The following is a 21,428-nucleotide window of genomic DNA, read 5'->3' on the forward strand; positions in this document are numbered from 1 at the left end:
AAATCTATGATTTCTTCCGCATTACCACATGTTCTAGCAAAAACGCTGCTGCCATTCCTACAATCAGTCCATTAGACAAGAGGCAGGCTGCCGTAGCCGGAAGCTTGCTGAACGTGCCCGCCGGCAGAAACATGATGCCGCAGCCGATAATCATAGACAATCCTACGATCAGGTTTTCTCTACTCTCAAATTCCACTTTACGAAATTCCCTGAGCGCCTGCCCGATGCACAGCGCGAAGATGATAATCAGCGCACCGTTTCCCACGCAGGCAGGAATAGTCGCAAAGAGCGCACCGAAGGGCGCGATTAATCCCATGACAATCATACCGCCCGCCGCCAGATACATGGGTCTCCTGGATGCTACGCCGGTCATTTCCACCACCCCGATAGAAGAAACATACGGCATAAATGCAATCGAAGAAAATCCGCCGGTCATAAAGGTCGCCATCCCGTGAAAGAAGATAGAACGCTGCATTTTCTTCTCCGTAATCGTTTCTCCTACCATAGCGCCCATGCCGTTAATACTGGCAAACACCATAGAAATCAGTACAAAAGCGCTAATCATGCAGGTCAAAACGACACCACCGTCATAGGTCGGTTTTCCCCAGGCTAAAAGCGTAGGCATCGTCACGATCCCGTTCTGCAGAAAATTCACCTTTTCTGTAATCCCCAGCACCACCGCTAAAATCCATCCCGCCACCATACCGATAAAGGTCGCAATACTGCGGATGAATCCCTTTGTAAACAGATTGATGAAAAGAATTACTACCATGGTAAAAACTGCTACGAGAAATGCTGTTCCGTCAATGCCCGGCGATTCCTCGCTGACGCCCAGCATGCCTTTCATGATGCTGGCGCTGATCTGCAGCACCATGAGAAGAATCAGAAGTCCATTGATGATTGGTGTAAACAGCTTTGCCATCCGACAAATCAAACCGCTTGCCGCCAGCGCCATGACCAGAATTCCTGCAAGCAGCATGCCCATTTCCAGATCTGTCCGAAGGCTCTCCAAAGAAATGCCAAGGGCCGGTGCGGAGGAAACCATCAGCAGAAACAGTCCCGACCAGAGACCTGCCGGACCGTCCTGAATCGGAAAGCGATGACCCCATCTAACCTGCAGCAACGTCATCACACCGCAGAGGACAAAGGTTCTCTGCAGCATAGCCGCCACCGCCGCCGGCGCCAGTCCTAAGGCGTATCCCACGACAACCGGCATCACCACAGCCGACGCGACAAACAGGACAATCTGCTGAAAGCCGTACATCATATTTTCTCCAAAAGGCACCCTGTCGTCCAGCTGGTATTTCAGTCCGCTTTCCACATTTCTATCCATAGTTTGATCCACTATACCATCTCTATAATGACTGCAGTTCCCATACCGCCACCAGCACAAAGGGTTGCAAGTCCATACCTCTGCTTCCGCTTCATCAGTTCGTACATACAGGTAATGACAAGACGAGAACCGGTCGCACCTACCGGATGTCCCAGAGAAATTCCACTGCCATTGACGTTCAGCTTTTCATCAGGGATACCCAGCGTCTTCTGGCAGGCGAGACACTGCGCTGCAAAAGCTTCGTTGATTTCAAAGAGGTCGATGTCGTCCACTGCCAGACCTGCCTTTTCCAGCGCCTTCTGGGATGCGCTGATTGGACCGATTCCCATCACCTCAGGACGCACGCCTGTGGTTGCCACTGCTTTGATGCGGGCAAGAATCGGAACACCCAGCTTCCTTGCCTTATCCTCCGCCATGAGAATCACGCCGGAAGCCGCGTCGTTCATGCCGGAGGCATTGCCTGCCGTTACCCTGCCGTCCTCTTTGAAAGTCGGCTTCAGCTTTGCCAGCTTTTCGAGACTGGCATCACGACGCGGATACTCGTCTGTATTGATGACGGTATCGCCTTTTTTACCTTTTATAGTAATCGGAATGATTTCGTCCTGAAACTTGCCGGCGTCAATGGCAGCTACGGCTCTCTGCTGAGAACGCAGAGCATAGGCGTCCATCTGTTCTCTGGTCACGTCGTACTCGTCCGCCACATTTTCTGCCGTGATACCCATGGCAGGGCCTACGCCCAGATTAGTCAGAGAATCCCACATAGAATCCCGAAGCTCCATATGGCCGTATTTCTGCCCGTAGCGAGCGTTGAATACCATATGCGGCGCCGTACTCATGCTGTCCGCGCCTCCTGCCATGATGCAGTCCGCTTCACCAGCTTTAATCTGATAATAGCCGAACTGAATGGAAGACATGGAGGAGGTGCAGTTTCTGTGAATGGTGATACCGGGAACGGTCACCGGCAGCCCCGCTTTGACTGCAGCTACTCTGGCTAGATTGTTTTCTTTATAGGTTCTTTGATAGTTGCATCCCCAAATTACGTCCTCGATGATAACCGGATCAATGCCTGCGCGCTCGATGAGGTTCTGCATGACCGGAATAGAAAGATCTAAGGATGTCAAAGTTTTAAACTGGCCGCCAAGCGCTCCAATCGGCGTTCTGCAGCCCGCTGTAATCACTACGTTTCTCATGTGAAATTCCACCTTTCCGTTTATATATACGGGCAGGCCGCTTCACTACGGAAGCAGCCTGTCCAGATTTTCTAAAACTGTTTACGCACCCAGCTCTTCTTCTCTCTTGTAGTCCAGGTTGTACTTCTTCGTATCGAAGCAGTTGATCAGTACAACATTGACAACTAAAAGACCGATGAATACCAGGTAAGCGCCTCTCAGGGATCCGGTCAATTCCAGAGCCTTCGCGTTGATGTAGTAGTTCATCATCAATACGATCTGCATCACCGGGAAGTAGATGGAGTATACAACGTCAAAACTCTGTCTTCCGAATACAGATGCAGGAAGTGAAGTCATGAAGTTGGCGGCAGCGCCGATGGCTACGCCTACCATTGCCACGCAGATATATCCGCCTAACATACTGTTCAGGACGTAGTTTACAGCCAGAGCTGCACAATACCATACCAGGAACATGATGACCGCCTTCTTAACACCCAGCTTCTGGTCAAGCCAGCCGAATCCGTAAGATCCGCAGACGCCGACAACGGCGCAGACTGTCATTAACCATACAGCCTTTTCAGGCGCAAAACCCAGTTCGATGTTTCTTGGAACCATCTGGCTCATTACGCCGGTGGTAACCAGCTGGTTGATGCCGATGATGATGGCAACGAACCACATCTCTTTGGTCTTTAACAGCTTCGCGACGGTCCATCTTGGTTCGCCGTTTTCTGTCTCCTGCGCATATTCGGATTCATATGTTTCCTTTGATACATTATCGGGATACATACCTCTTTCCTGCGGTGTGTTTCTTATGATGAAGTAAGCGATTACAGCGATAATAATCGCAGCGATACCAGGCATCATCATCCCTTTCGCAATGCCGAATGCACCGATCAATCCGCTAATCAGTGGTACATAAAATGCAGAGCCCAGATTGTGACCCATGGTGGTGTATCCGTTTGCCAGACCCTTTTTCTTCGGGAACCACTGCGTAACCAGGTTGCCGCCTCCGATGTAAGCAGCGCCGTTGATAAATACTGTAACCAGCGTTAAACCGATGAAATATCCTGTAGTTGTCGTTGAATGTCCGTAGTAGATGTAGGAAGCGCCTGCTAAAGCAAGACATGCTGCAGAGAGCGCTCTTCCTCCAACCTTGACCAGGATTCTACCGATGACAAAGTAAGCAACTACGCCGATGAATCCGGCATACATGGCCAATTTCAGCAGTTGCGGTTTTAATTCGGTTGGATCAGCTCCGCCGCCGTTCGCATTGATCCACTGATCGATTACGATATTCTGCCCATCGATAGAGAAGCCAATCAGAAAGAAAAACATAATCATTGAATAAAATATGATCAGCCAGCCTTTACCAAAGTTAGATTTGGTGTTTTCAGACTGGAGCTTTTGTTTGTTGTCAGCCATATCTATATCTCCTCTTTATCATTTTAGTTTTAGCTTATTTTCTTCTCAAATTTTTCGTCCGCCGCTTTCATGACCATCTCGTCCCAAGTCTTGAAAACAGTGCTTTCGACCACAAAATTATTGAAGACAATTTCCGGATAAATCATATATTCCCCGCTCCAACTGCACATTACCGCGCTGGAATAACGGAAGTACTCAAAGTTCTCAAAGTTGGTATGTTTCTGCATGAATTCATCGGTAAAAATGAGATTCAGAATATCCCAAAATTCCTTCCCAGCTTTTACTCTGATATAACCGTCCATTATTTTGCCTCCGGATTTTCTTTTTTGTATTCTTCAAATTTAGCGAAAACGTAATCGTGCCATACCTGTGCATCTCTTGCCATGCACGGACGAATGATTTCATCCTCCTGATCACCTGTTCCATCAATTGTTTCATGCCTCTGAATGGTCAAATACAGAGCCGGTTCATTCGGAGGACATCCCAGGATATGATATGCGCCAGGATGCTGTTTCAGATATTTCTTGGTGCAGTTTCCATGAAGTACAATCTTTTCATCTGGAATGTCTTCCGGAATTTCGTTGAGTCCGCCGATTACAACAGTCATTCCGGCATTCTCATCGTAAGCGTTTACCGCCTTGAGTTCTTCCATATTAATGGCAAGCAGCGCCTGACAGCTGGAGCATCCGCCTTTGCATCTTACATCGTATTCCGGCCATCTGGTGCTCATATCTCCGATATACGGAATCCACATCTTCATGAAGGACTCTTCGATGGTATTGCCCACGACTTCAATCTGATCCATGGCATAGTTTCCTAAACCGGTTTCTTCTGCTACTTTGAAATAATCTACGGCTGTCGTATCGATACCGGTCACTTCACAAGCAACACGGTCGATGGCAACCGGATCTTTAGAGCCCAAAATCATATGAGATTCAATTGGAACCGGCATATGCGGGCTGTACCCAGACGCTGCACGGTGCGCATCCATAATATTGATATCAGCGCGGCATACGGACCACACGTCCATCATCGCCATCGTCAAGTTCTGCTTGTGCATATCCATATGTACTTTGTCCTGTACCACTCCCTTGATATTCTTCAGCGCGCCGGAGAATACCATGGAAGCATGTGCCTTCAGAATCGGCAGGTTGATTAGATGATCCGCTTCCAGCAGGAATCTAGGCAGCTTTACGGAATCGATATTAGAGCGGAATCCGCGAACTGCGACCTTTACCAAATCCTTGTCGCGTTTGATATCCATCAGTTCAACGCCTTCCTCTTCAGCAACAGCCTGAATGCCGCTGACCTTAAAGCATTCCATCGTATCACATCCAATTGCAGCAGCTTCCGCTACGATAATTCTCTTCGGTTCTGCCTTTTTTACCTCGCGAATAACCGCCCTTACTACCTCCGGATTGGTACATACAGAAGTTTCTGGTGGTTCCGCATGTCCTGCGTTTGGTTTTAGAACCACAGTAGTCCCTTTGCGAATGACATTGGTAACACCGCCCATCAGGTCAAATACCTTTGTTACATTTGCCTGAATATCATCGCCTTTTGCAAGAGCAACCAGTGATTTCGCTTTACTCATTTTTCTCCTCCTTAAAAATTCCGACATAATTTATAATTACATTTCTAACTAGAGCAAAAACTGTGCCAAAGAAAAAATGTGATTTTTGCAAGGAATTGTTATGAAAATAACAAATCTTGTTGCGTGTACTCGCAAACCTGTTGCGCTTATGCAACACATACCAGGCATTTTCTATAAATTTTTTCTATATCTGCGGCAGAAAGCCCTGCCAGGCCCCATCCGATAAACAGTCTTCCATTCAGCGTCTGTTCAGCCAACTTAGCAAAATCTCTTTCCTCTATTTCCAGTCTTTGAGAAAGGCCAATCTCCGCAATAAAACGCTCTAAGGCAGCAATTCCATTTTGGATAATCTCTTGTTCGCAGGTTCCCTCAGCGCCAAAGATTTCCCGGAAAAATTCACAAAAGCGTTGTGGCGCGCGATGATTGACAGATTCGCACCAAGCCGGAATTAGTATGGCCAGAGCAGCGCCATGCGCCACGCCGAAGGTCTCTGTGATCTGGTGACTCATTTCATGGCAGGCAAAATCACCGCCCGGGCCGAGCATGTCATTATGCGCTGCTGTCGCCGCCAGCATGAGTTCTGCGCGCAGCCCTTCGTCTTCCGGATTTTTGAGCACTTTAGGCAAAGTTTCCACCACTTCTTTTATGAGCGCAAGTGTCATACGATCCAAGAGACTACTCTTTCTGTTTAAGTCAAAATACCGCTCAAAGGCGTGCGCAAAGATGTCGAAACCTCCGCTGGCAGTCTGAAAGCAGCTAATGCTAAGGGTCAGCGCCGGATTAAGTAACGCGAACTTAGGCTTTGACTGGGCAAATGCCCGGGCAATTTTCTTTCCCGATATACTGTCACTGATTACCGACATTTCATTGGATTCACTGGCTGTAGCCGGCATCGTCACCACTGCACCCACAGGCAAGAATCGACTCGGCTCAGCCTGTGGATCCGAATACAATTCCACGATGTCTCCCTCAAAATAAGCGCCTGCGGAAATGGCTTTCGCTGAATCCATGACGCTGCCGCCGCCAATGGCCAAAATGCCGTCAATCTGTTTCCTGCGAACCAGCTCTATCGCGCTGCGAATATAGTCTGTGCTCGCATTAGGCTTCACTCCGCCTAATCGAAATACAGTGCAGCCCGCTTCTTCCAGCCATGAGACCAGTTTTTCACCCAGCCCCATCTGAAAAATCCGCTCGCTTCCATACACCATCAGTACCCGGCTGGCATATTGGCTCATGAGAGCGCCAGCCCGCTCTTCACATCCCTTTCCGAAATAGATTTCCGTCGGTATACTAAAATGAAAATCAAACATATCTGTACCTCCATTTGTTTCTGATCAATAAAAAAGCAAGAAATATGCCAGCTTAACTTTCTTATCTACAAAAAAACGTGCATATGCTTTTAGCATATACACGCTTATTTTTCTCTCGAAAATTGCTATTTAAACAGTTCCTTCATCTTCTCCGCAAAGCTGGATTTTTTCTGATAGCACTTATGGTCTACTGCTTTTCCCATATCCTCAATGACCTTTTTCTGCTTTGTGTTCAGCTTGGTTGGAACTTCCAGCACTGCTTTCACATAGAGGTCACCCATGCGGCCGCTGCGTACATTCTTCATCCCTTTGCCTTTTAACCGGAATACTGTGTTGGGCTGTGTTCCGGCAGGCACTTTGTAGGAAACCTTGCCGTCCAGAGTTGGCACGGTGATTTCATCGCCTAGCGCCGCCTGATTAAATGTGATTGGAATATCTAAGTATAAATTGTCACGTTCACGTCTGAAAACCTTGTGCGGTTTTACAGTAATTACAACGTAGAGGTCTCCGTTTGGTCCGCCGTTTTCTCCCGGTTCACCCTGCCCTCTGATTGGAATTACGCTGTCGTTGTCCACGCCGGCAGGAATATCCACGTTGATTTTAATGGTCTTGCGAACTCTACCGCTACCGCTGCAGTCAGGACACGGTGTCTCAATCACAGTACCTTTACCGCCGCACTCAGGACACGGACCTGTGCTCTGAAACTGCCCAAACGGCGTTCTCTGCACGGTATGAACCTGACCTGTTCCGCCGCAGTTTGCACAAGTTTTCTTCTCGGTTCCGGGCGCATTTCCTTCGCCGCCGCAGGTGCTGCACTTTACATATTTATTAATACTAATCTCTTTCTTTGTTCCGAAAGCAGCTTCTTCAAATTCAATCGTAATCGCCTTTTGCAGATCCCGACCTTTTTTCGGTCCGTTCCTTCTGGCACTGCCGCCGCCAAAGCCGCCTCCGCCACCGAACATATTGCCGAAAATATCAAAGATATCATCAAAGCCACCACTTCCGCCGAAGCCGCCAAAACCACCTCCGCCAAAACCGGCATTTGGATCCACACCGGCATGACCGAAGCGATCATATTTACTCTTCTTATCAGCATCCGATAATACACCATACGCCTCATTGACTTCTTTGAATTTTTCTTCGGCCTCCTTATCACCCGGATTTCTGTCAGGATGATACTTCATCGCCATCTTTCGGAAGGCCTTCTTTATTTCATCGTCACTGGCACCCTTTTGTAGCCCCAGGACCTCATAATAATCTCGTTTTTCTGCCATTACTTTCACCTTCCATTACTTAATTTACAATAACGCAGAAATTTGCCCGCGACGGAGTCCCTCCGCCGTGAGCAAATTCATAAATTTCATTTAGCAGCTAGTTGTTTTCACGTCGAAAAATTTTCGTAGTGCACAGGTTTGCCAACCATCGATTTGCTCATGCAAATCGGGCTAGGGCTTCAACAACGCCACAAGCGATTTTAGCAAGCATTTTATTTGTCGTCGTCCACAACCTCGTAATCTGCATCCACAACATTATCCCCTGCAGGACCTGCTGCGCTATCTGCGCCTGCATTCGGATTAAATCCGCCAGCCATATTCGGATCAAAACCTGCTCCGCCTGCCGCCTGCTGTGCCTGCGCAGCCTGCTCGTAAAGCTTGGTGGAAATTGCATGGAACTTTTCAGTTAAAGCTTCAGTCTTTGCCTTAATATCATCCGAATTGTTTGCTTCTAATGCTTTCTTCAGGTCTTCCTTTGCGTCTTCTACAGATTTCTTTTCATCATCAGAAATCTTGCCTTCTAATTCACCCAGCGCCTTTTCTGTTTCGTATACCAGATTTTCAGCCTTGTTTCTTTCTTCGATTTCAGCTTTTCTCTTCTTGTCCTCTTCTGCGTACTGTTCTGCTTCTTTTACCTTCTGGTTGATTTCATCTTCAGACAGATTGGTGGAAGAAGTGATAGTAATGTTCTGCATTTTACCGGTACCCAAGTCTTTTGCGCTAACGTTTACAATACCGTTTGCGTCGATGTCGAAAGTAACCTCAATCTGCGGAATGCCGCGAGGAGCCGGTGCAATGCCGGTCAACTGGAAACGACCTAGTGTAATATTGCCGGAAGCCATTTCGCGCTCGCCCTGCATTACGTGAATATCTACAGCAGTCTGATTGTCAGCAGCTGTGGAAAAAATCTGACTCTTCTTAGTTGGAATCGTTGTATTTCTTTCAATCAGCTTAGTAGCTACGCCGCCTAGTGTTTCAATGGACAGAGACAGCGGTGTAACATCCAGAAGCAGTACATCGTTAACTTCGCCGGTTAATACGCCAGCCTGAATAGCAGCACCGATAGATACACATTCGTCAGGATTGATACCCTTAAACGGATCTTTTCCGGTTACATTCTTAACAGCTTCCTGTACTGCCGGAATTCTGGTGGAACCGCCGACTAAGATAACCTTTGCCAGGTCAGCATTGGTAACACCTGCGTCTGCCATAGCTTTCTTCATTGGCTCGATTGATTTCTTTACTAAATCAGCAGTCAGCTGGTCAAATTTCGCTCTGGTCAGATCCATATTCATGTGCAGCGGACCGTCTGCGGTTACTGTAATAAACGGCAGATTGATGTTAGTGGTCTGTGCACTGGATAATTCTTTCTTCGCTTTTTCAGCTGCCTCTTTCAGTCTCTGCAGTGCCATCTTGTCTGCACGAAGATCTACACCGTTTTCCTTCGCAAAGCTGTCAGCCAGGAAGTTCATCACTGCATTGTCAAAGTCGTCACCGCCCAGGTGGGTATCACCGTTGGTTGCCAGTACTTCAAATACGCCGTCGCCCAGTTCCAGAATGGATACGTCGAAAGTACCACCGCCCAGGTCATATACCAGAATCTTGTGAGATCCTTCTTCCTTGTCAAGACCATATGCCAAAGATGCAGCAGTCGGCTCGTTGATGATTCTCTTTACTTCCAGACCTGCAATTTTACCTGCATCCTTAGTTGCCTGCTTCTGGGCATCGGAGAAGTAAGCAGGAACAGTGATAACTGCCTCTGTTACTTTTTCACCTAAATAAGCCTCTGCATCCGCCTTCAGCTTGGAAAGGATCATTGCAGAAATATCCTGCGGCGTATATTTCTTGCCGTCGATTTCTACAGTGTAGTCTTCACCCATGTGTCTCTTGATGGACGCAATGGTTCTGTCCGGGTTGGTTACTGCCTGTCTCTTTGCAGTTTCACCTACCAGTCTTTCACCATTCTTTGCAAAACCCACTACAGATGGTGTAGTTCTGTTACCCTCTGCATTTGCGATTACGACAGGATCGCCACCTTCCAGCACGGATACGCAACTGTTTGTTGTTCCTAAATCTATACCGATTACTTTAGCCATTTAAAATTCCTCCTTTTGGATTATAATAAATTTTCTTTTTTTACATTAGTTTCGTTAAAGCCGTTCCTTTTAATTAACGCCGTAAAATTGTTTCACAGCTAGGCGCCGAAGATGTTGAGCCTCGGAGCGTACTCCTGGTACGTGAGAAGCGAAACATCAAGAGCAACAACGCTGTGGGACAATTTGACAAGTTAATTATTGACTTTAACCATCGAAGGTCTAATAACCTTCTTATTAAGCAAATATCCCTTTTGAAGCACTTCTGTCACTTTGCCGCTTTCATACTCTGCATTGTCTTCAGTCATGACAGCATTGTGGAAGTTCGGATCGAAATCCTCGCCCTGTGCCTTGATCTCTTCCAGACCGGCTTTTTCTAATACGTCAGTCAGCTGTTTGAAAATCATTTTCATGCCTTCTGCAAAGCTTTCGTCTGCGGATTCGTGCTGCAGCGCTCTTTCAAAATTATCCATGACGGTCAAAAGTTCTACAATAATTTTCTCATTGGCATAGGCATAAATATCGCCTTTCTCTTTTTCTGCCCGTCTCTTATAGTTCTGAAAGTCTGCCATCAATCTAAGATATTTGGTATTCAGCGCTTCGCCTTCCTCAGATGTCTCTTCTTTGGTTTCTGTCTGCTCTTCGCAGGATTCCTCAGCGTTATCATCCGCTGGCATTTCATTTTCTTCCATTTCTGATGCTTCTTCTTGGTTCAATTCTTCTTTTAATTCTTCCTGGTTCACCTTAGTCTCCTCACTCACTCTTCGTCTTCACCGCCTTCTAGTTGAAATGTGCTGCTGAGATTGTCAGTCAGATACTCGATGATAGAAGTAATTTCTCCATACTTCATACGAGTCGGACCAATAACGCCGATCTTGCCGACCATCTTGCCGTCTACATGATAGGTTGCCGTAATCATGGAACAATCATTCATCAAATCATCAGCATTTTCATCTCCAATGGTAACGATGATACCATCTTCTCTCTCCATTAACTTCTTCGCAAAGTCTTCTTTCTTATCCAGAAGCGAAAGAAAGCTCTTTGCCCTTTCCAGATCGTTATATTCCGGAATGTCGAATATATTAGTAAGTCCATCCATATAGAGATTCACATTGAGCATATCTTCCAATGTCTTCATAAAGTTTGGCATGATATTCTCAGCCAGCTTGCTCATCGCCTCTATGTCAGACTCAAAACTTGCGATAATGTGTTCTTTCAGAACATCTGTAATCTTCTTGCCGTTAAAATTATAGGTCATATTCTTTGCCAGAATCTGCAGTCCTTCTTCGGTATATGGTACCCGCATTCTTAGGGCTGTGTTGGAAATCTTTCCACTCTCTGACACGATCATCAAAACCACTGTGGTCTCATCCACCGGCAATAGGTTGATGAACTTCAGAGTATCCTCATTTTTGGTCGGCGTCATCGCAAAAGAAGTCAGATTGGTAATCTCTGAAAGGATTCTGGCAGCGTGCTTGATGGTCTCATCAAATTCGCTGACATCTGCCCTGAGTTTTTCTGCAATGAGATTTTTCTCAATCGGGCTCAGCTCACGTTTCTCCATCAGCTTATTCACATATAATCTGTACGCCTTATCAGAAGGAACTCTTCCAGCCGAAGTATGCGGATGGGTCAGATATCCCATCTCCTCTAGGTCACTCATTTCATTTCTGATTGTGGCCGGACTGATGCCCAGATCAAATCTCTTCGAGAGGGTTCTGGAACCCACAGGCTCTGCTGATCTGACATAGTCACTGATAATGGCCTGTAAAATCTTCAATTTTCTATCTGTTAATTCCATAACGCTTCTCCTTATTAGCACTCACTTCTTTCGAGTGCTAATCACTATATATAATATAGTCCTATTCTGCCCTAATGTCAACAGGATTTTCACATTTTTTTATGATGTTTTTGTGTATTTTTGGTGAATGCATGCACTGTTCCACTGTACAGAGAAATAGCGTTTCATGTTTATAAACCACAATATATATGAATATTTTTTGTTCAAGTATAACAATTATACCTTGCATTGTCAAAAAAACTGTGCTATTCTTTTCTTAGTTATTTTACAAGAGGTATTTTTTCATGAAAGAGAAATCGAAAAAACTTTTGGAAGAATCCCGCAAGCGCCGTACATACAGAGAATTCCTGCCAGATCCCATTGACATGGAAGTGATCAAAAACTGTGTTTTAACTGCGGGAACTGCCCCTAACGGTGCAGACAAGCAGCCTTGGCATTTTAGTATCGTAACCAATCCGGCTATGAAAGCAAAAATTCGAGAAGAAGCCGAAAAAGTCGAAAAGAAATTTTACGAAAGCAAAATTACTGCCGAATGGCAAGCTGACCTTGACAAGCTGGACGTCAACTGGGAAAAGCCTTTCCTTACACAAGCACCTTGTCTCATCGTTATCTTCAAGGAATGGTATAAAACATTGGAAGACGGTACCAAAGATCAGAATTATTATGTCAACGAATCCATCGGTATTTCCATCGGTTTTCTGATCAATGCACTGCGAAACGCCGGTCTTGCCAGTCTGACCTATACACCGGCACCGCCAACCTTCCTTCGCACCCTTCTCGGGCGTCCGGAAGAGGAAACTCTGGTTATGGTTCTTGTCGTGGGTAAACCTGATCCTAACTACAAACTTCCTATACTAAAGAAAAAGAGTTTTGAAGAAATCGCAGAGATTATCTAGTACAATATCAAAGGGACGGTACGTCATTTTGGCGCACCGTCCTTTTCTTTCATACTCTCTTCAATTTCCCTTTTCAACATTGCAGTGACTGCAGCCACCGCCGCAGCCATCGCAGCCCGCACAGCCGCCGCCATTTTTCTTGCTCTTGATAATCGACCAAAGCGCAAGCCCTGCCAGTATTACTACAATGAGCAGTACACCAATCGTCGCTGCATTCATGCTATCACCCCTCCTATATTTTTTTATGCCGCTTTATTATTCTTATACGCAACTTTTTTAATACTTTCAGTGCTCTGAGAAGCCGGACGAACCAACATATAAATGATGAACGCTGCCGCTACAATTGCTGCGACTGTTCCGATTCCGAATCCGCCGCCAGCGAAAGCTGTCCAGAACTGATATACACACATAGATACCAGATAAGCAAGGATTGTCTGATAACCGATTGCAAACCAGAACCACTTGGTGTTGTTCATTTCTCTCTTAATTGCACCCATTGCCGCAAAGCATGGAGCGCAGAGCAGATTGAATACTAAGAATGCGTAAGCTGCTGCGGCGGTAAAGTCTGCGGACAATGCACTCCAGTATTCTGCACCATCTTCAGCAACTTCTGCAAATCCATAAAGTACGCCGAATGTACCAACTACGTTTTCCTTCGCTACAAGACCGGTAATAGCCGCAACGGTCGCTTTCCAGCTTCCGAATCCCAGTGGAACGAAAATCCATGCAAGAAGTGTCCCCAGATTTGCAAGAAGGGTCGTATCCTGTTCCAGTACATCGGAAATCATATGGAATCCACCCTCTACACTGAAGTTGGACAGGAACCAAATTACGATTGTGGATAATAAGATAATTGTACCAGCTCTTTTGATAAAAGACCAGCCTCTTTCCCACATTCTCCGAAGAAGTGTACCGATGGTCGGCATATGATATGCCGGAAGTTCCATCACAAACGGTGCAGGTTCTCCCGCAAACATCTTTGTCTTCTTCAGGATGATTCCTGAAATTACGATAGCTGCAACACCTACAAAGTACGCACTTGTTGCCACCCATGCATCTCCGTCAAAGAGCGCACCTGCAATGAGCGCCACGATTGGCATCTTTGCGCCGCACGGAATAAAGGTTGTCGTCATAACAGTCATTTTTCTGTCGCGGTCGCTTTCAATGGTTCTTGAAGCCATAACGCCTGGCACACCACAGCCAACGCCCACCAGCATCGGAATAAAGGATTTTCCGGAAAGTCCGAACCTGCGGAAGATTCTATCCATGATGAAAGCAATTCTTGCCATGTAGCCGCAGCTTTCCAGAAATGCCAGCAAGATAAAGAGCACCAACATTTGCGGTACGAAACCGAGCACTGCACCTACACCAGCAACAACGCCATCTACAATTAAGCCGACCAGCCAGTCTGCACAGCCGATTCCTTCTAAGAATCCGGAAACTGCAGGCGGTACAATATCTCCAAAGAGCACATCGTTGGTCCAATCTGTTGCCATAGCACCGACTGTAGACATGGCGATATAGTATACCAGCCACATAACCACGATAAAAATTGGAAGTGCTAGAATTCGATTGGTAACAATCCTGTCAATTTTATCAGAAATTGTCAGGTTTTCTCTTCTTTCTTTTTTGACTACTGCGCTATCTACGACCTTGCTGATGTAGCTGTATCGCTGGTTGGTGATAATGCTTTCCGCTTCGTCGTCAAGTTCAGCTTCACAGTCTGTGATATGTTCTTCCAAATGCTCTAAAAGACCTGCATCTATACGGAGATTTTCCAGCACATCTTCATCTCTTTCAAAGATTTTGATAGCATACCAGCGCAAAAATCCCGGTTCTACCATTAGGGAAATAGACTCCTCTATGTGAGCCAGCGCATGTTCCACACTGCCAGTGAAAACATGGGGCATATCCACAGTCTTATGAGATTCTGCAATTTTCAGTGCTTTTTCAGCAGCCTCAATACATCCCTCTCCCTTCAGTGCGCTGATTGGAACCACCTGACAGCCAAGTTCCTTGCTGAGTTTACCAAGGTCTACCTTGTCTCCATTCTTTCTGACAAGGTCCATCATATTGACGCATACCAGCACAGGAATGCCAAGTTCAATGAGCTGTGTGGTCAGATAAAGGTTTCTTTCGATGTTGGTTCCATCGATAATATTCAAAATAGCGTCCGGTTTTTCGCTGACCAGATATTTTCTGGATACAACCTCTTCCAAAGTATACGGCGACAGTGAGTAAATACCAGGTAAATCCTGAATCACTACATCGCTGTGACCTTTTAATTTTCCGTCCTTTTTTTCCACGGTTACGCCAGGCCAGTTGCCCACATACTGGGAACTTCCTGTCAAGGCGTTAAACAAAGTTGTCTTGCCGCTGTTAGGGTTTCCGGCAAGGGCTATTTTATACTGCATTCTTTCTTCCTCCCCTATTTTACATCTATCATTTCTGCATCTGCTTTTCTGATACTAAGTTCATAACCTCTAACAGTAAGCTCAATAGGATCTCCCAGCGGTGCAACTTTTCGCACATAAACAACTGTGCCTCTGGTTAATCCCATATCCATAATTCTTCTTTTAATTGCACCTGTTCCATTGATTTTCTCTACGGTTACAGTCTCTTTTACGTTGACATCTTTTAAAGTTCGCATTGTTACCTCCAAATTTAAAACATAATTTTTCCGGCCATATCTCTGCCCAAAGCAATTCTGCTGTCTTTAACCTGCAGAATCAGGCTGCCGCCGGCTTCACTGACGACAGTTACTTTCTCGTCAACCACAAATCCCAGTTCTGCCATGTGCTGGCGTACTTCGGGTTTGCCTCCTATTTTTTTTATCGTCACGGTTTCTCCCGGCTTTGCCATAGATAAAGGCATCATAAATCCTCCTTTAATAATTCTTTTCGCATAAAGTTAGTTTTTGCTAACCTAAAGTTTAAAAGATACGAGTCCCTGCTTTCTCAGTACTTCTGCTAAAGCCGACCCGCTGCTACTGTGACAATGTGCAATTGGAAAGCCGCCTCTCTTTGCCTCTTGGGCGGCGGTATGTACCATTTTATGTGATACTGTAGTGGTAAAACAAATCAATAAATCCGGCGAGCCAATTTTCTTTTTCATGGCGCCCTTTTCTTTCGTATAAACCTTTGCAGTGCAGCCATATTCTTCACAAATCTTCTGATATCTGTGTTCCATTCGCTCATGTCCACCAATAATTACAACACTCATCGTCTCAGCATCCTTTCTGGTTAGCATTCGCTAACCTCATTACTTTTATAGGTTAGCACACCCTAACCTCCTTGTCAACACTTTTTTTTTATGATAGAATAGAAAAAAATGAAACGAGGATTAATCATGAAAATTCAGCAATCCGCAGAGGATTATTTTGAAACGATATATATTTTAAAGAAACGCAACGGCTCCGTGCGCGCTATTGACATCGTCAATGAAATGGGTTTTTCCAAACCTACCGTCAGCGTCGCCATGAAAAAGTTTCGCGAGAACGGATTTGTGACAGTGGACAGTGATGGACAGATTGAGTTGACAAAACAGGGACTATTTATCGCTGAAAAGACCTATGAGAAGCACAATGTGCTGGCAAAAGCACTGATACTTCTGGGTGTAGAGGAATCCCTTGCTTACGAAGACGCCTGCCGCATGGAACACTGCATCAGCGACACCAGCTTTGAAGCGATTAAAAAACATATCGAAAAGCTGTAACGTTTCTGTTAGGATTTGTTATGAGAAATTCAAATTATACATTCTTTGAAGAATTCAAACGACTGGACAAGCTGTGCGGCGACCTCTATGGTGAAAACCACGGTGTGACGCTTTATATTGATGAAATGCAAAAAACCTACGCGCGGGAATGTCAGGGCATTCCCAACTGGTACTCTGATTTGAAGCAGCTGAAACACCTTCGCCACATACGTAACTATCTGGCCCACGAAGAGGACGCATTTTCTGAAGACCTATGTGATCAGGAAGACATAGACTGGGTTCGTTCATTTTATCGACGGATTTTAAATCAAACTGATCCGCTGGCATTGCTTTATAAACAGCAGCAGAGCAAGAGATGCATGAAGCCAAAGCAAGAGCCTCTTCAAAAAAAGCCATCTTATTCATCGCAGTCATCTTACAGAAATCAAGAGTCCCATTACGGCTGTTTAGCTTTTGCTTTCATTGTAATTTTTGTTTTCATTTATTTTATGAAAACCATGTAAGGATTTCTGTTCGGTATGACTTCAGTCAAAAAAGACGTATCGCCGACCCTCATGCTCTTTCCGAAAGTCGGCGTATGCGGCGGTTTTACAACCTTTTCCACTTTTTCATTGGAAACGCTAACCCTGTTTGAAGAAGGAAAATTTCCATCGAAATCATTTACGCTGTGCTCAGCGTTTTTTGCTGTATTTTAGGCGTTTATGCCGGTCAGCTTGCTGCACTTAGCCGACCAGCAATGCGTAAGTCCAGCGCTCCCAGACTACTTCAGCCGCAATTCATAATATCGCAGAAAATATCCCGTGAACAGGAACAGACCAATCAGTAAGATTAATAGGCCGATGCCTGTTCCATTATTTTGCGGATAATAATAATTAATCATAAAATGAACAGGTGCCAGCAATACGGCAGCGATAGTCCAAATCAATTCCACCCTGTTTAGGGCCTTTCTTGCTTTTTCTTTTTTCTCCTGCAGTTCAATTAAATTTTTTTCTGCTTTTTTCTGATAATGCTCCATGGAAATCCTTTCTCCGCTCAAAAGCTCATTGACCGTAATACCCAAAATGCCGCATAGTTCAACCATGATGGATACGTCCGGCATACTCTTTCCGGTTTCCCTTAGTTAAAAATATGGTTTTATATAATCAATCGACTTTACCAATAAAGCGATAATAAATCTCTATTTCTTGTGTTCTTTCTCCACTCTCATTAGTCTGTGGAGCATGAATGAGTATTTTCTCAATCATAGCATTTAACAACGTAGCATTTAATTCTTTGGGTACTGAATATTCTTTGATTAACTCAATCCATTTTTCAGCTCCAATCATTTCCTGCTCCATTTTTCTTAATTCTTCACTTAGGTTAGCTATCTGTTCTTCAAGCTCTATTTGCTCTTTTTGATATTTGCTTGAAAGCATAACAAAGTTTCGTTCTGTTATCTTTTTTTCTGCTCTATCCTCATACATTCTCATAAACAGATGGTCTATTTCTTTTTGTCTGTTTTCCGCCTTTTTCAATGAGGACGTTGCTTTCTTGCGTGCGTTAATTCGTTCTGCATTACCGACTTTCTGTATCTTCTTTAAGACCTTTTCCTCGTCCTGCTGAACTTCATTCGCCCAATACTGTAATCTTTCCAATACAGCTCTGTATAGAACATCATAACGTATATAGTGCATGGAACAATATCCTTTGCCAAACTGTCCATAGAAGCTACAAGCATAATAACTATAAGGTGTTTTGTTAGCGTTATTCGTTCCAAACCTCATAGACCAGCCACAGTCTGCACATTTGACCAAACCAGCAAATATCTGCGTTGTTTTATTTTTGGTTTCCCTACGTCTTGATTTAATCTGTTCCTGCACATGATAGAACACCTCTTTTTCAATGATAGGTTCATGCGTATTCTCAACTCTGAACCATTCACTTTCGGGTTTTCGCACCTTTTTTCTACTTTTAAAAGAAATTGTAGATTGGCGGTTATGGACGCTGTTTCCAATATAGACTTCATTCTTCAATATTGCCTTGACATGAGCAATAGTCCATTCATAACGCTTGCTTTCAGACTGTCCCTCAAAAATATGTGCAAATTTGCCATATCTTGTAAAGTTCAACCATGCAGGTGTTGGGACTTCATCTTCTCGCAATAACTTTGTAATTTTGGCACTACCATATCCTTGACTGGCAAGTGAAAATATCTTTTCGATAATCCATTTAGTTTCATCATCAACCAGCAATTTCCCTTTGATTTCTGGGTGTTTCTTATATCCTAACGGAGCATAAGCACCGTAATACGCACCCTCTGCAAACTTTGTTTTAAATGCAGACTTCACTTTACGGCTGGTATCTCTAGCCACCCATTCATTGATAATGTTTTTAAATGGTGCAATCTCACTTTCGCCTTTCTCGCTGTCTACACCGTCATCAATCGCTATGTAACGAACATTATGGCTAGGAAAATACAGCTCTGTATATTGTCCAGTCATAATATAATTTCTTCCAAGACGTGAAAGGTCTTTTGTTACTACACAATTGATTTTGCCAGCTTCAATATCCTCAATCATTCGTTGGAAATTGGGTCTGTCAAAGTTTGTTCCAGACCAGCCATCATCAATGTATTCATCAATCACATTCAAATGGTGTTCTTTAGCATATAAGCGAAGCATACTTCTCTGTGTCGTGATACTAGAACTTTCACCCTGCAATTCATCATCACGACTCAACCTAAGATAAAGTGCAGTATTGTAAATTTGTTGTTTCATTTGTCAGTTATCCTCCTTTATAACCAACCCATGATTACAATACTTGCTTGCAAGCACATTATACCATTGGTTGATTTCATAGCTCAATAAAAATTTATCAAAGCTGGTAATTTTACATTGAAATACGCTTCGCTCTTTCTACAATAATGTCGGTCAGCAATTCTTCAAGATTTTTGCCTTGCTCTGCAAAATGTTCTTTTACGATAATTTTGGTCTTTACTGTTCCTTTAGACATTTTCTTTTTCAGAGAAGTGTTCATATCTTGTTTTTTAATAGTTTCAATAATAAAATCCCCCTTTCTATGTGTCATTTCATAAGCAGACAGACGGCTCTGGAAAAGCTCCGCTGGTATCTCAACCAATCTCATTCCTATGAGCAAAACCACCTTTGGGACGTATCATTATTCTGTAACACAGGTCATGGCAAAACGACTTTTCCAACAGTCGCTCTCGGATCACTATGTGGGTCGCTCACTTTTCTTTATGGAAAAGGTCATGGCGTATAGTTTCTGTGGCTCGCCGTATCACAAACGTATCTATCTGCTTTATTCAGTTGTCAAAGAGCTGTGGCGAAAGCGTGTTGCTTTCGTGTAAAAGCAGGAGCAGAGCAGGAAAGAGGGGATTGAACAAATCATGTTCTGCGTTACTGCTTGTTATTCTTCTTCAATTTCTAAGGCAATATCAAACCCTAAAATCATTTTGATAAGTGCTTCTCGGATAAGTCCCTTTAACTCCATATCTACAACGATATAAACATTACCGTATTCATCATAGAGCGGACGCAAACAGCACTTCGATATGTAAGGGTCATAAAATGCAAGTACCTTTTCAATCGCTTTTTCGTCCCCGTCCATAGCTTGTGAAAGCAAATAGTAGGACGGCTTCTTAAATGTGTGTATCATTTGCTATCATTTCTCCTTTAGTAATTTTTTCATGAGTGCCAATGAGTTATGCCGATTTTGAAATACTCCGCTTCTGGAAATATTCTGCTTTTTTGCAATTTCTTCATTGTTCATTTCCAAAAAATAATACATTAGCAAAGTTTCACGGTTACGCTCGGACAACTGTTTTAAGGCTTCTGCCAATTCATCATCATAGACACGAATATCATTACCGCATACATTGAAAATTGTATAATCTGTTTCGTAGTCGTCCCAGACAGCCAGCTTTTCAACAACGATTTCTGGAAGATCACAAAATGAAATTTCCTTTTCTTTTCGTCGTTTCAATCCTTGCTGGTAGTCTTTCACAACATGACGGACAACTTTCTTCAAACAACTTTCAAAACGGCATTGAACTGTTTTCTGGAAGTCAGACGGTTTCATAATCCCACCCCCTTTCCTGCTATGACTTGAAAAGTGGTTATCCCTCTTTCCGCACCATATAGGGAATGGCAGGTGTGATTTGTTAAGTTAAAATCCAAAAAAATTGAAAAAAAATTTTTTGCATTAAAAAAGCCCGCACAAAACATATAGTTTGTACGAGCCTTTAAAGCTGTATTGCATTCAATTTTTAGTAAAGCTTTATTAGATTGTATTTGATTGTGTAGAATTGTACTTAAAATTTTCCATAACGTTAGCCTCCTTAAGATACTTTCTTAAGTATCTAAAAACATCATTTTATAGCATAACGAATTGCAATAAGCCTTAATACATCTTGATATACATTATTTTTAGATTTTAAGTCTATCATAAGCCACCTTTGTCCATTTCCCTCTCTAGTGTTACGATAAATTTCCTGTACATATTCAGAAAGCCTGGGTAACAAGTTTTCAACATCTTCTTTCTCTTTATTACCTACAACCACCAATACAGTAAAGTAGTTCTTCTTCGGATAGACAACACACAATGATTTCCCAGATTTTTTAAACTTTACGTTCCAACCTCGTGCCCAGACATCTTTACTGTATTCGATTTTGCAAACTGCTTTATATTCATTGTTCATATGCTGATACAACTCATCAAATGCAGGGTTTTCAATATAAACGCTTATTTCACTAATATTAGGTACATAATTTATATCTTTTATGTTTATCACAACGGACTATGCCCTCCTTTATAAGCT

At 44.0% G+C, this 21,428-nt stretch carries 25 protein-coding genes; 4 read left to right on the forward strand and 21 right to left on the reverse strand.

What is annotated here, in order from left to right; translation table 11 throughout:
• Positions 1-4: 4 nt before the first annotated feature.
• The 10 genes from V1225_RS12355 to hrcA all read right to left on the reverse strand — a co-directional run bounded on the left by V1225_RS12355 (position 5) and on the right by hrcA (position 11,999).
• Positions 5-1,333, reverse strand: a complete 1,329-nt coding sequence (locus V1225_RS12355) for a purine/pyrimidine permease (protein ID WP_251630547.1) — start codon at positions 1,331-1,333, stop codon at positions 5-7.
• A gap of 11 nt (positions 1,334-1,344) precedes the next feature.
• Positions 1,345-2,523, reverse strand: coding sequence for a thiolase family protein (locus tag V1225_RS12360; protein WP_251630548.1), 1,179 nt, complete (start codon positions 2,521-2,523; stop codon positions 1,345-1,347).
• Between the two features lie 81 nt (positions 2,524-2,604).
• Entirely contained in the window at positions 2,605-3,924 is a 1,320-nt protein-coding gene (locus V1225_RS12365; protein WP_161909241.1) for an MFS transporter, read from the reverse strand.
• 29 nt (positions 3,925-3,953) lie between these two features.
• Complete coding sequence (locus V1225_RS12370) at positions 3,954-4,226, reverse strand: hypothetical protein (RefSeq protein WP_251630549.1); 273 nt, start codon at positions 4,224-4,226, stop codon at positions 3,954-3,956.
• Positions 4,226-5,518, reverse strand: a complete 1,293-nt coding sequence (locus V1225_RS12375; protein ID WP_160200472.1) for a DUF362 domain-containing protein — start codon at positions 5,516-5,518, stop codon at positions 4,226-4,228. The genes V1225_RS12370 and V1225_RS12375 overlap by 1 nt, the downstream gene beginning before the upstream one ends.
• A 146-nt stretch (positions 5,519-5,664) precedes the next feature.
• The gene (locus V1225_RS12380) at positions 5,665-6,828 is read right to left on the reverse strand and encodes an iron-containing alcohol dehydrogenase (protein WP_338546642.1); all 1,164 of its coding nucleotides are present in this window, start codon (positions 6,826-6,828) and stop codon (positions 5,665-5,667) included.
• Positions 6,829-6,953: 125 nt separating this feature from the next.
• Complete coding sequence (dnaJ, locus tag V1225_RS12385; RefSeq protein ID WP_338546644.1) at positions 6,954-8,105, reverse strand: molecular chaperone DnaJ; 1,152 nt, start codon at positions 8,103-8,105, stop codon at positions 6,954-6,956.
• Between the two features lie 212 nt (positions 8,106-8,317).
• Positions 8,318-10,201, reverse strand: a complete 1,884-nt coding sequence (dnaK, locus tag V1225_RS12390; RefSeq protein WP_338546646.1) for a molecular chaperone DnaK — start codon at positions 10,199-10,201, stop codon at positions 8,318-8,320.
• Positions 10,202-10,392: 191 nt separating this feature from the next.
• Positions 10,393-10,941 carry a nucleotide exchange factor GrpE gene (gene grpE / locus V1225_RS12395; RefSeq protein ID WP_338546647.1) on the reverse strand — a complete coding sequence of 183 codons (549 nt, stop codon included), beginning with the start codon at positions 10,939-10,941 and terminating at the stop codon, positions 10,393-10,395.
• Positions 10,942-10,955: 14 nt separating this feature from the next.
• On the reverse strand, positions 10,956-11,999 hold the full coding sequence (gene hrcA, locus V1225_RS12400) for a heat-inducible transcriptional repressor HrcA (RefSeq protein ID WP_160200477.1): 1,044 nt from the start codon (positions 11,997-11,999) through the stop codon (positions 10,956-10,958).
• A gap of 284 nt (positions 12,000-12,283) precedes the next feature.
• On the opposite strand from hrcA, the gene V1225_RS12405 reads away from it, so the two are divergent.
• Positions 12,284-12,895 (forward strand): nitroreductase family protein, encoded by a 612-nt coding sequence (locus V1225_RS12405; RefSeq protein WP_251630553.1) that lies wholly within the window; start codon positions 12,284-12,286, stop codon positions 12,893-12,895.
• A 60-nt stretch (positions 12,896-12,955) separates the two neighbouring features.
• On the opposite strand, the gene V1225_RS12410 is transcribed toward V1225_RS12405, so the two are convergent.
• Genes V1225_RS12410 through V1225_RS12430 form a run of 5 tightly spaced genes read right to left on the reverse strand, consistent with a single transcriptional unit; the run spans position 12,956 to position 16,144 of the window.
• Positions 12,956-13,114 carry a FeoB-associated Cys-rich membrane protein gene (locus V1225_RS12410; RefSeq protein ID WP_160200479.1) on the reverse strand — a complete coding sequence of 53 codons (159 nt, stop codon included), beginning with the start codon at positions 13,112-13,114 and terminating at the stop codon, positions 12,956-12,958.
• A gap of 23 nt (positions 13,115-13,137) precedes the next feature.
• Entirely contained in the window at positions 13,138-15,309 is a 2,172-nt protein-coding gene (gene feoB / locus V1225_RS12415; RefSeq protein ID WP_338546649.1) for a ferrous iron transport protein B, read from the reverse strand.
• Positions 15,310-15,323: 14 nt separating this feature from the next.
• Entirely contained in the window at positions 15,324-15,545 is a 222-nt protein-coding gene (locus V1225_RS12420) for a ferrous iron transport protein A (RefSeq protein WP_338546650.1), read from the reverse strand.
• Positions 15,546-15,559: 14 nt separating this feature from the next.
• Positions 15,560-15,772 (reverse strand): FeoA family protein, encoded by a 213-nt coding sequence (locus V1225_RS12425; protein ID WP_338546651.1) that lies wholly within the window; start codon positions 15,770-15,772, stop codon positions 15,560-15,562.
• Positions 15,773-15,820: 48 nt separating this feature from the next.
• The gene (locus V1225_RS12430) at positions 15,821-16,144 is read right to left on the reverse strand and encodes a DUF2325 domain-containing protein (RefSeq protein WP_338546652.1); all 324 of its coding nucleotides are present in this window, start codon (positions 16,142-16,144) and stop codon (positions 15,821-15,823) included.
• Positions 16,145-16,243: 99 nt separating this feature from the next.
• On the opposite strand from V1225_RS12430, the gene V1225_RS12435 reads away from it, so the two are divergent.
• From V1225_RS12435 to V1225_RS14755, 3 genes are read left to right on the forward strand one after another with little or no spacing between them, the layout of a single operon-like run.
• Positions 16,244-16,609 (forward strand): metal-dependent transcriptional regulator, encoded by a 366-nt coding sequence (locus V1225_RS12435; RefSeq protein WP_338546654.1) that lies wholly within the window; start codon positions 16,244-16,246, stop codon positions 16,607-16,609.
• Positions 16,610-16,629: 20 nt separating this feature from the next.
• A complete protein-coding gene (locus V1225_RS12440) occupies positions 16,630-17,112 on the forward strand; it encodes a DUF6548 family protein (protein ID WP_338546655.1) in 483 nt (160 codons plus the stop codon).
• Positions 17,113-17,127: 15 nt separating this feature from the next.
• Entirely contained in the window at positions 17,128-17,304 is a 177-nt protein-coding gene (locus tag V1225_RS14755) for a CrcB family protein (RefSeq protein WP_350339725.1), read from the forward strand.
• 65 nt (positions 17,305-17,369) lie between these two features.
• Here V1225_RS14755 and V1225_RS12445 read toward each other — a convergent pair whose 3' ends face one another.
• The 6 genes from V1225_RS12445 to V1225_RS12470 all read right to left on the reverse strand — a co-directional run bounded on the left by V1225_RS12445 (position 17,370) and on the right by V1225_RS12470 (position 21,401).
• A complete protein-coding gene (locus tag V1225_RS12445) occupies positions 17,370-17,690 on the reverse strand; it encodes a hypothetical protein (RefSeq protein WP_338546656.1) in 321 nt (106 codons plus the stop codon).
• 61 nt (positions 17,691-17,751) lie between these two features.
• On the reverse strand, positions 17,752-19,365 hold the full coding sequence (locus V1225_RS12450; protein ID WP_338546657.1) for a recombinase family protein: 1,614 nt from the start codon (positions 19,363-19,365) through the stop codon (positions 17,752-17,754).
• A gap of 112 nt (positions 19,366-19,477) precedes the next feature.
• Positions 19,478-19,675 (reverse strand): tRNA wybutosine-synthesizing protein 3-like protein, encoded by a 198-nt coding sequence (locus tag V1225_RS12455; RefSeq protein WP_338548183.1) that lies wholly within the window; start codon positions 19,673-19,675, stop codon positions 19,478-19,480.
• 342 nt (positions 19,676-20,017) lie between these two features.
• Positions 20,018-20,266, reverse strand: coding sequence for a helix-turn-helix domain-containing protein (locus tag V1225_RS12460; RefSeq protein ID WP_338546658.1), 249 nt, complete (start codon positions 20,264-20,266; stop codon positions 20,018-20,020).
• A gap of 6 nt (positions 20,267-20,272) precedes the next feature.
• Positions 20,273-20,689 (reverse strand): sigma-70 family RNA polymerase sigma factor, encoded by a 417-nt coding sequence (locus V1225_RS12465; protein WP_054344583.1) that lies wholly within the window; start codon positions 20,687-20,689, stop codon positions 20,273-20,275.
• Between the two features lie 289 nt (positions 20,690-20,978).
• Positions 20,979-21,401, reverse strand: a complete 423-nt coding sequence (locus V1225_RS12470; RefSeq protein ID WP_338546659.1) for a DUF3788 domain-containing protein — start codon at positions 21,399-21,401, stop codon at positions 20,979-20,981.
• Positions 21,402-21,428: the final 27 nt, after the last annotated feature.

Origin of the sequence: Emergencia sp. JLR.KK010 (assembly GCF_037018265.1) — a bacterium.
Lineage (GTDB): Bacteria > Bacillota > Clostridia > Peptostreptococcales > Anaerovoracaceae > Senimuribacter > Senimuribacter intestinalis.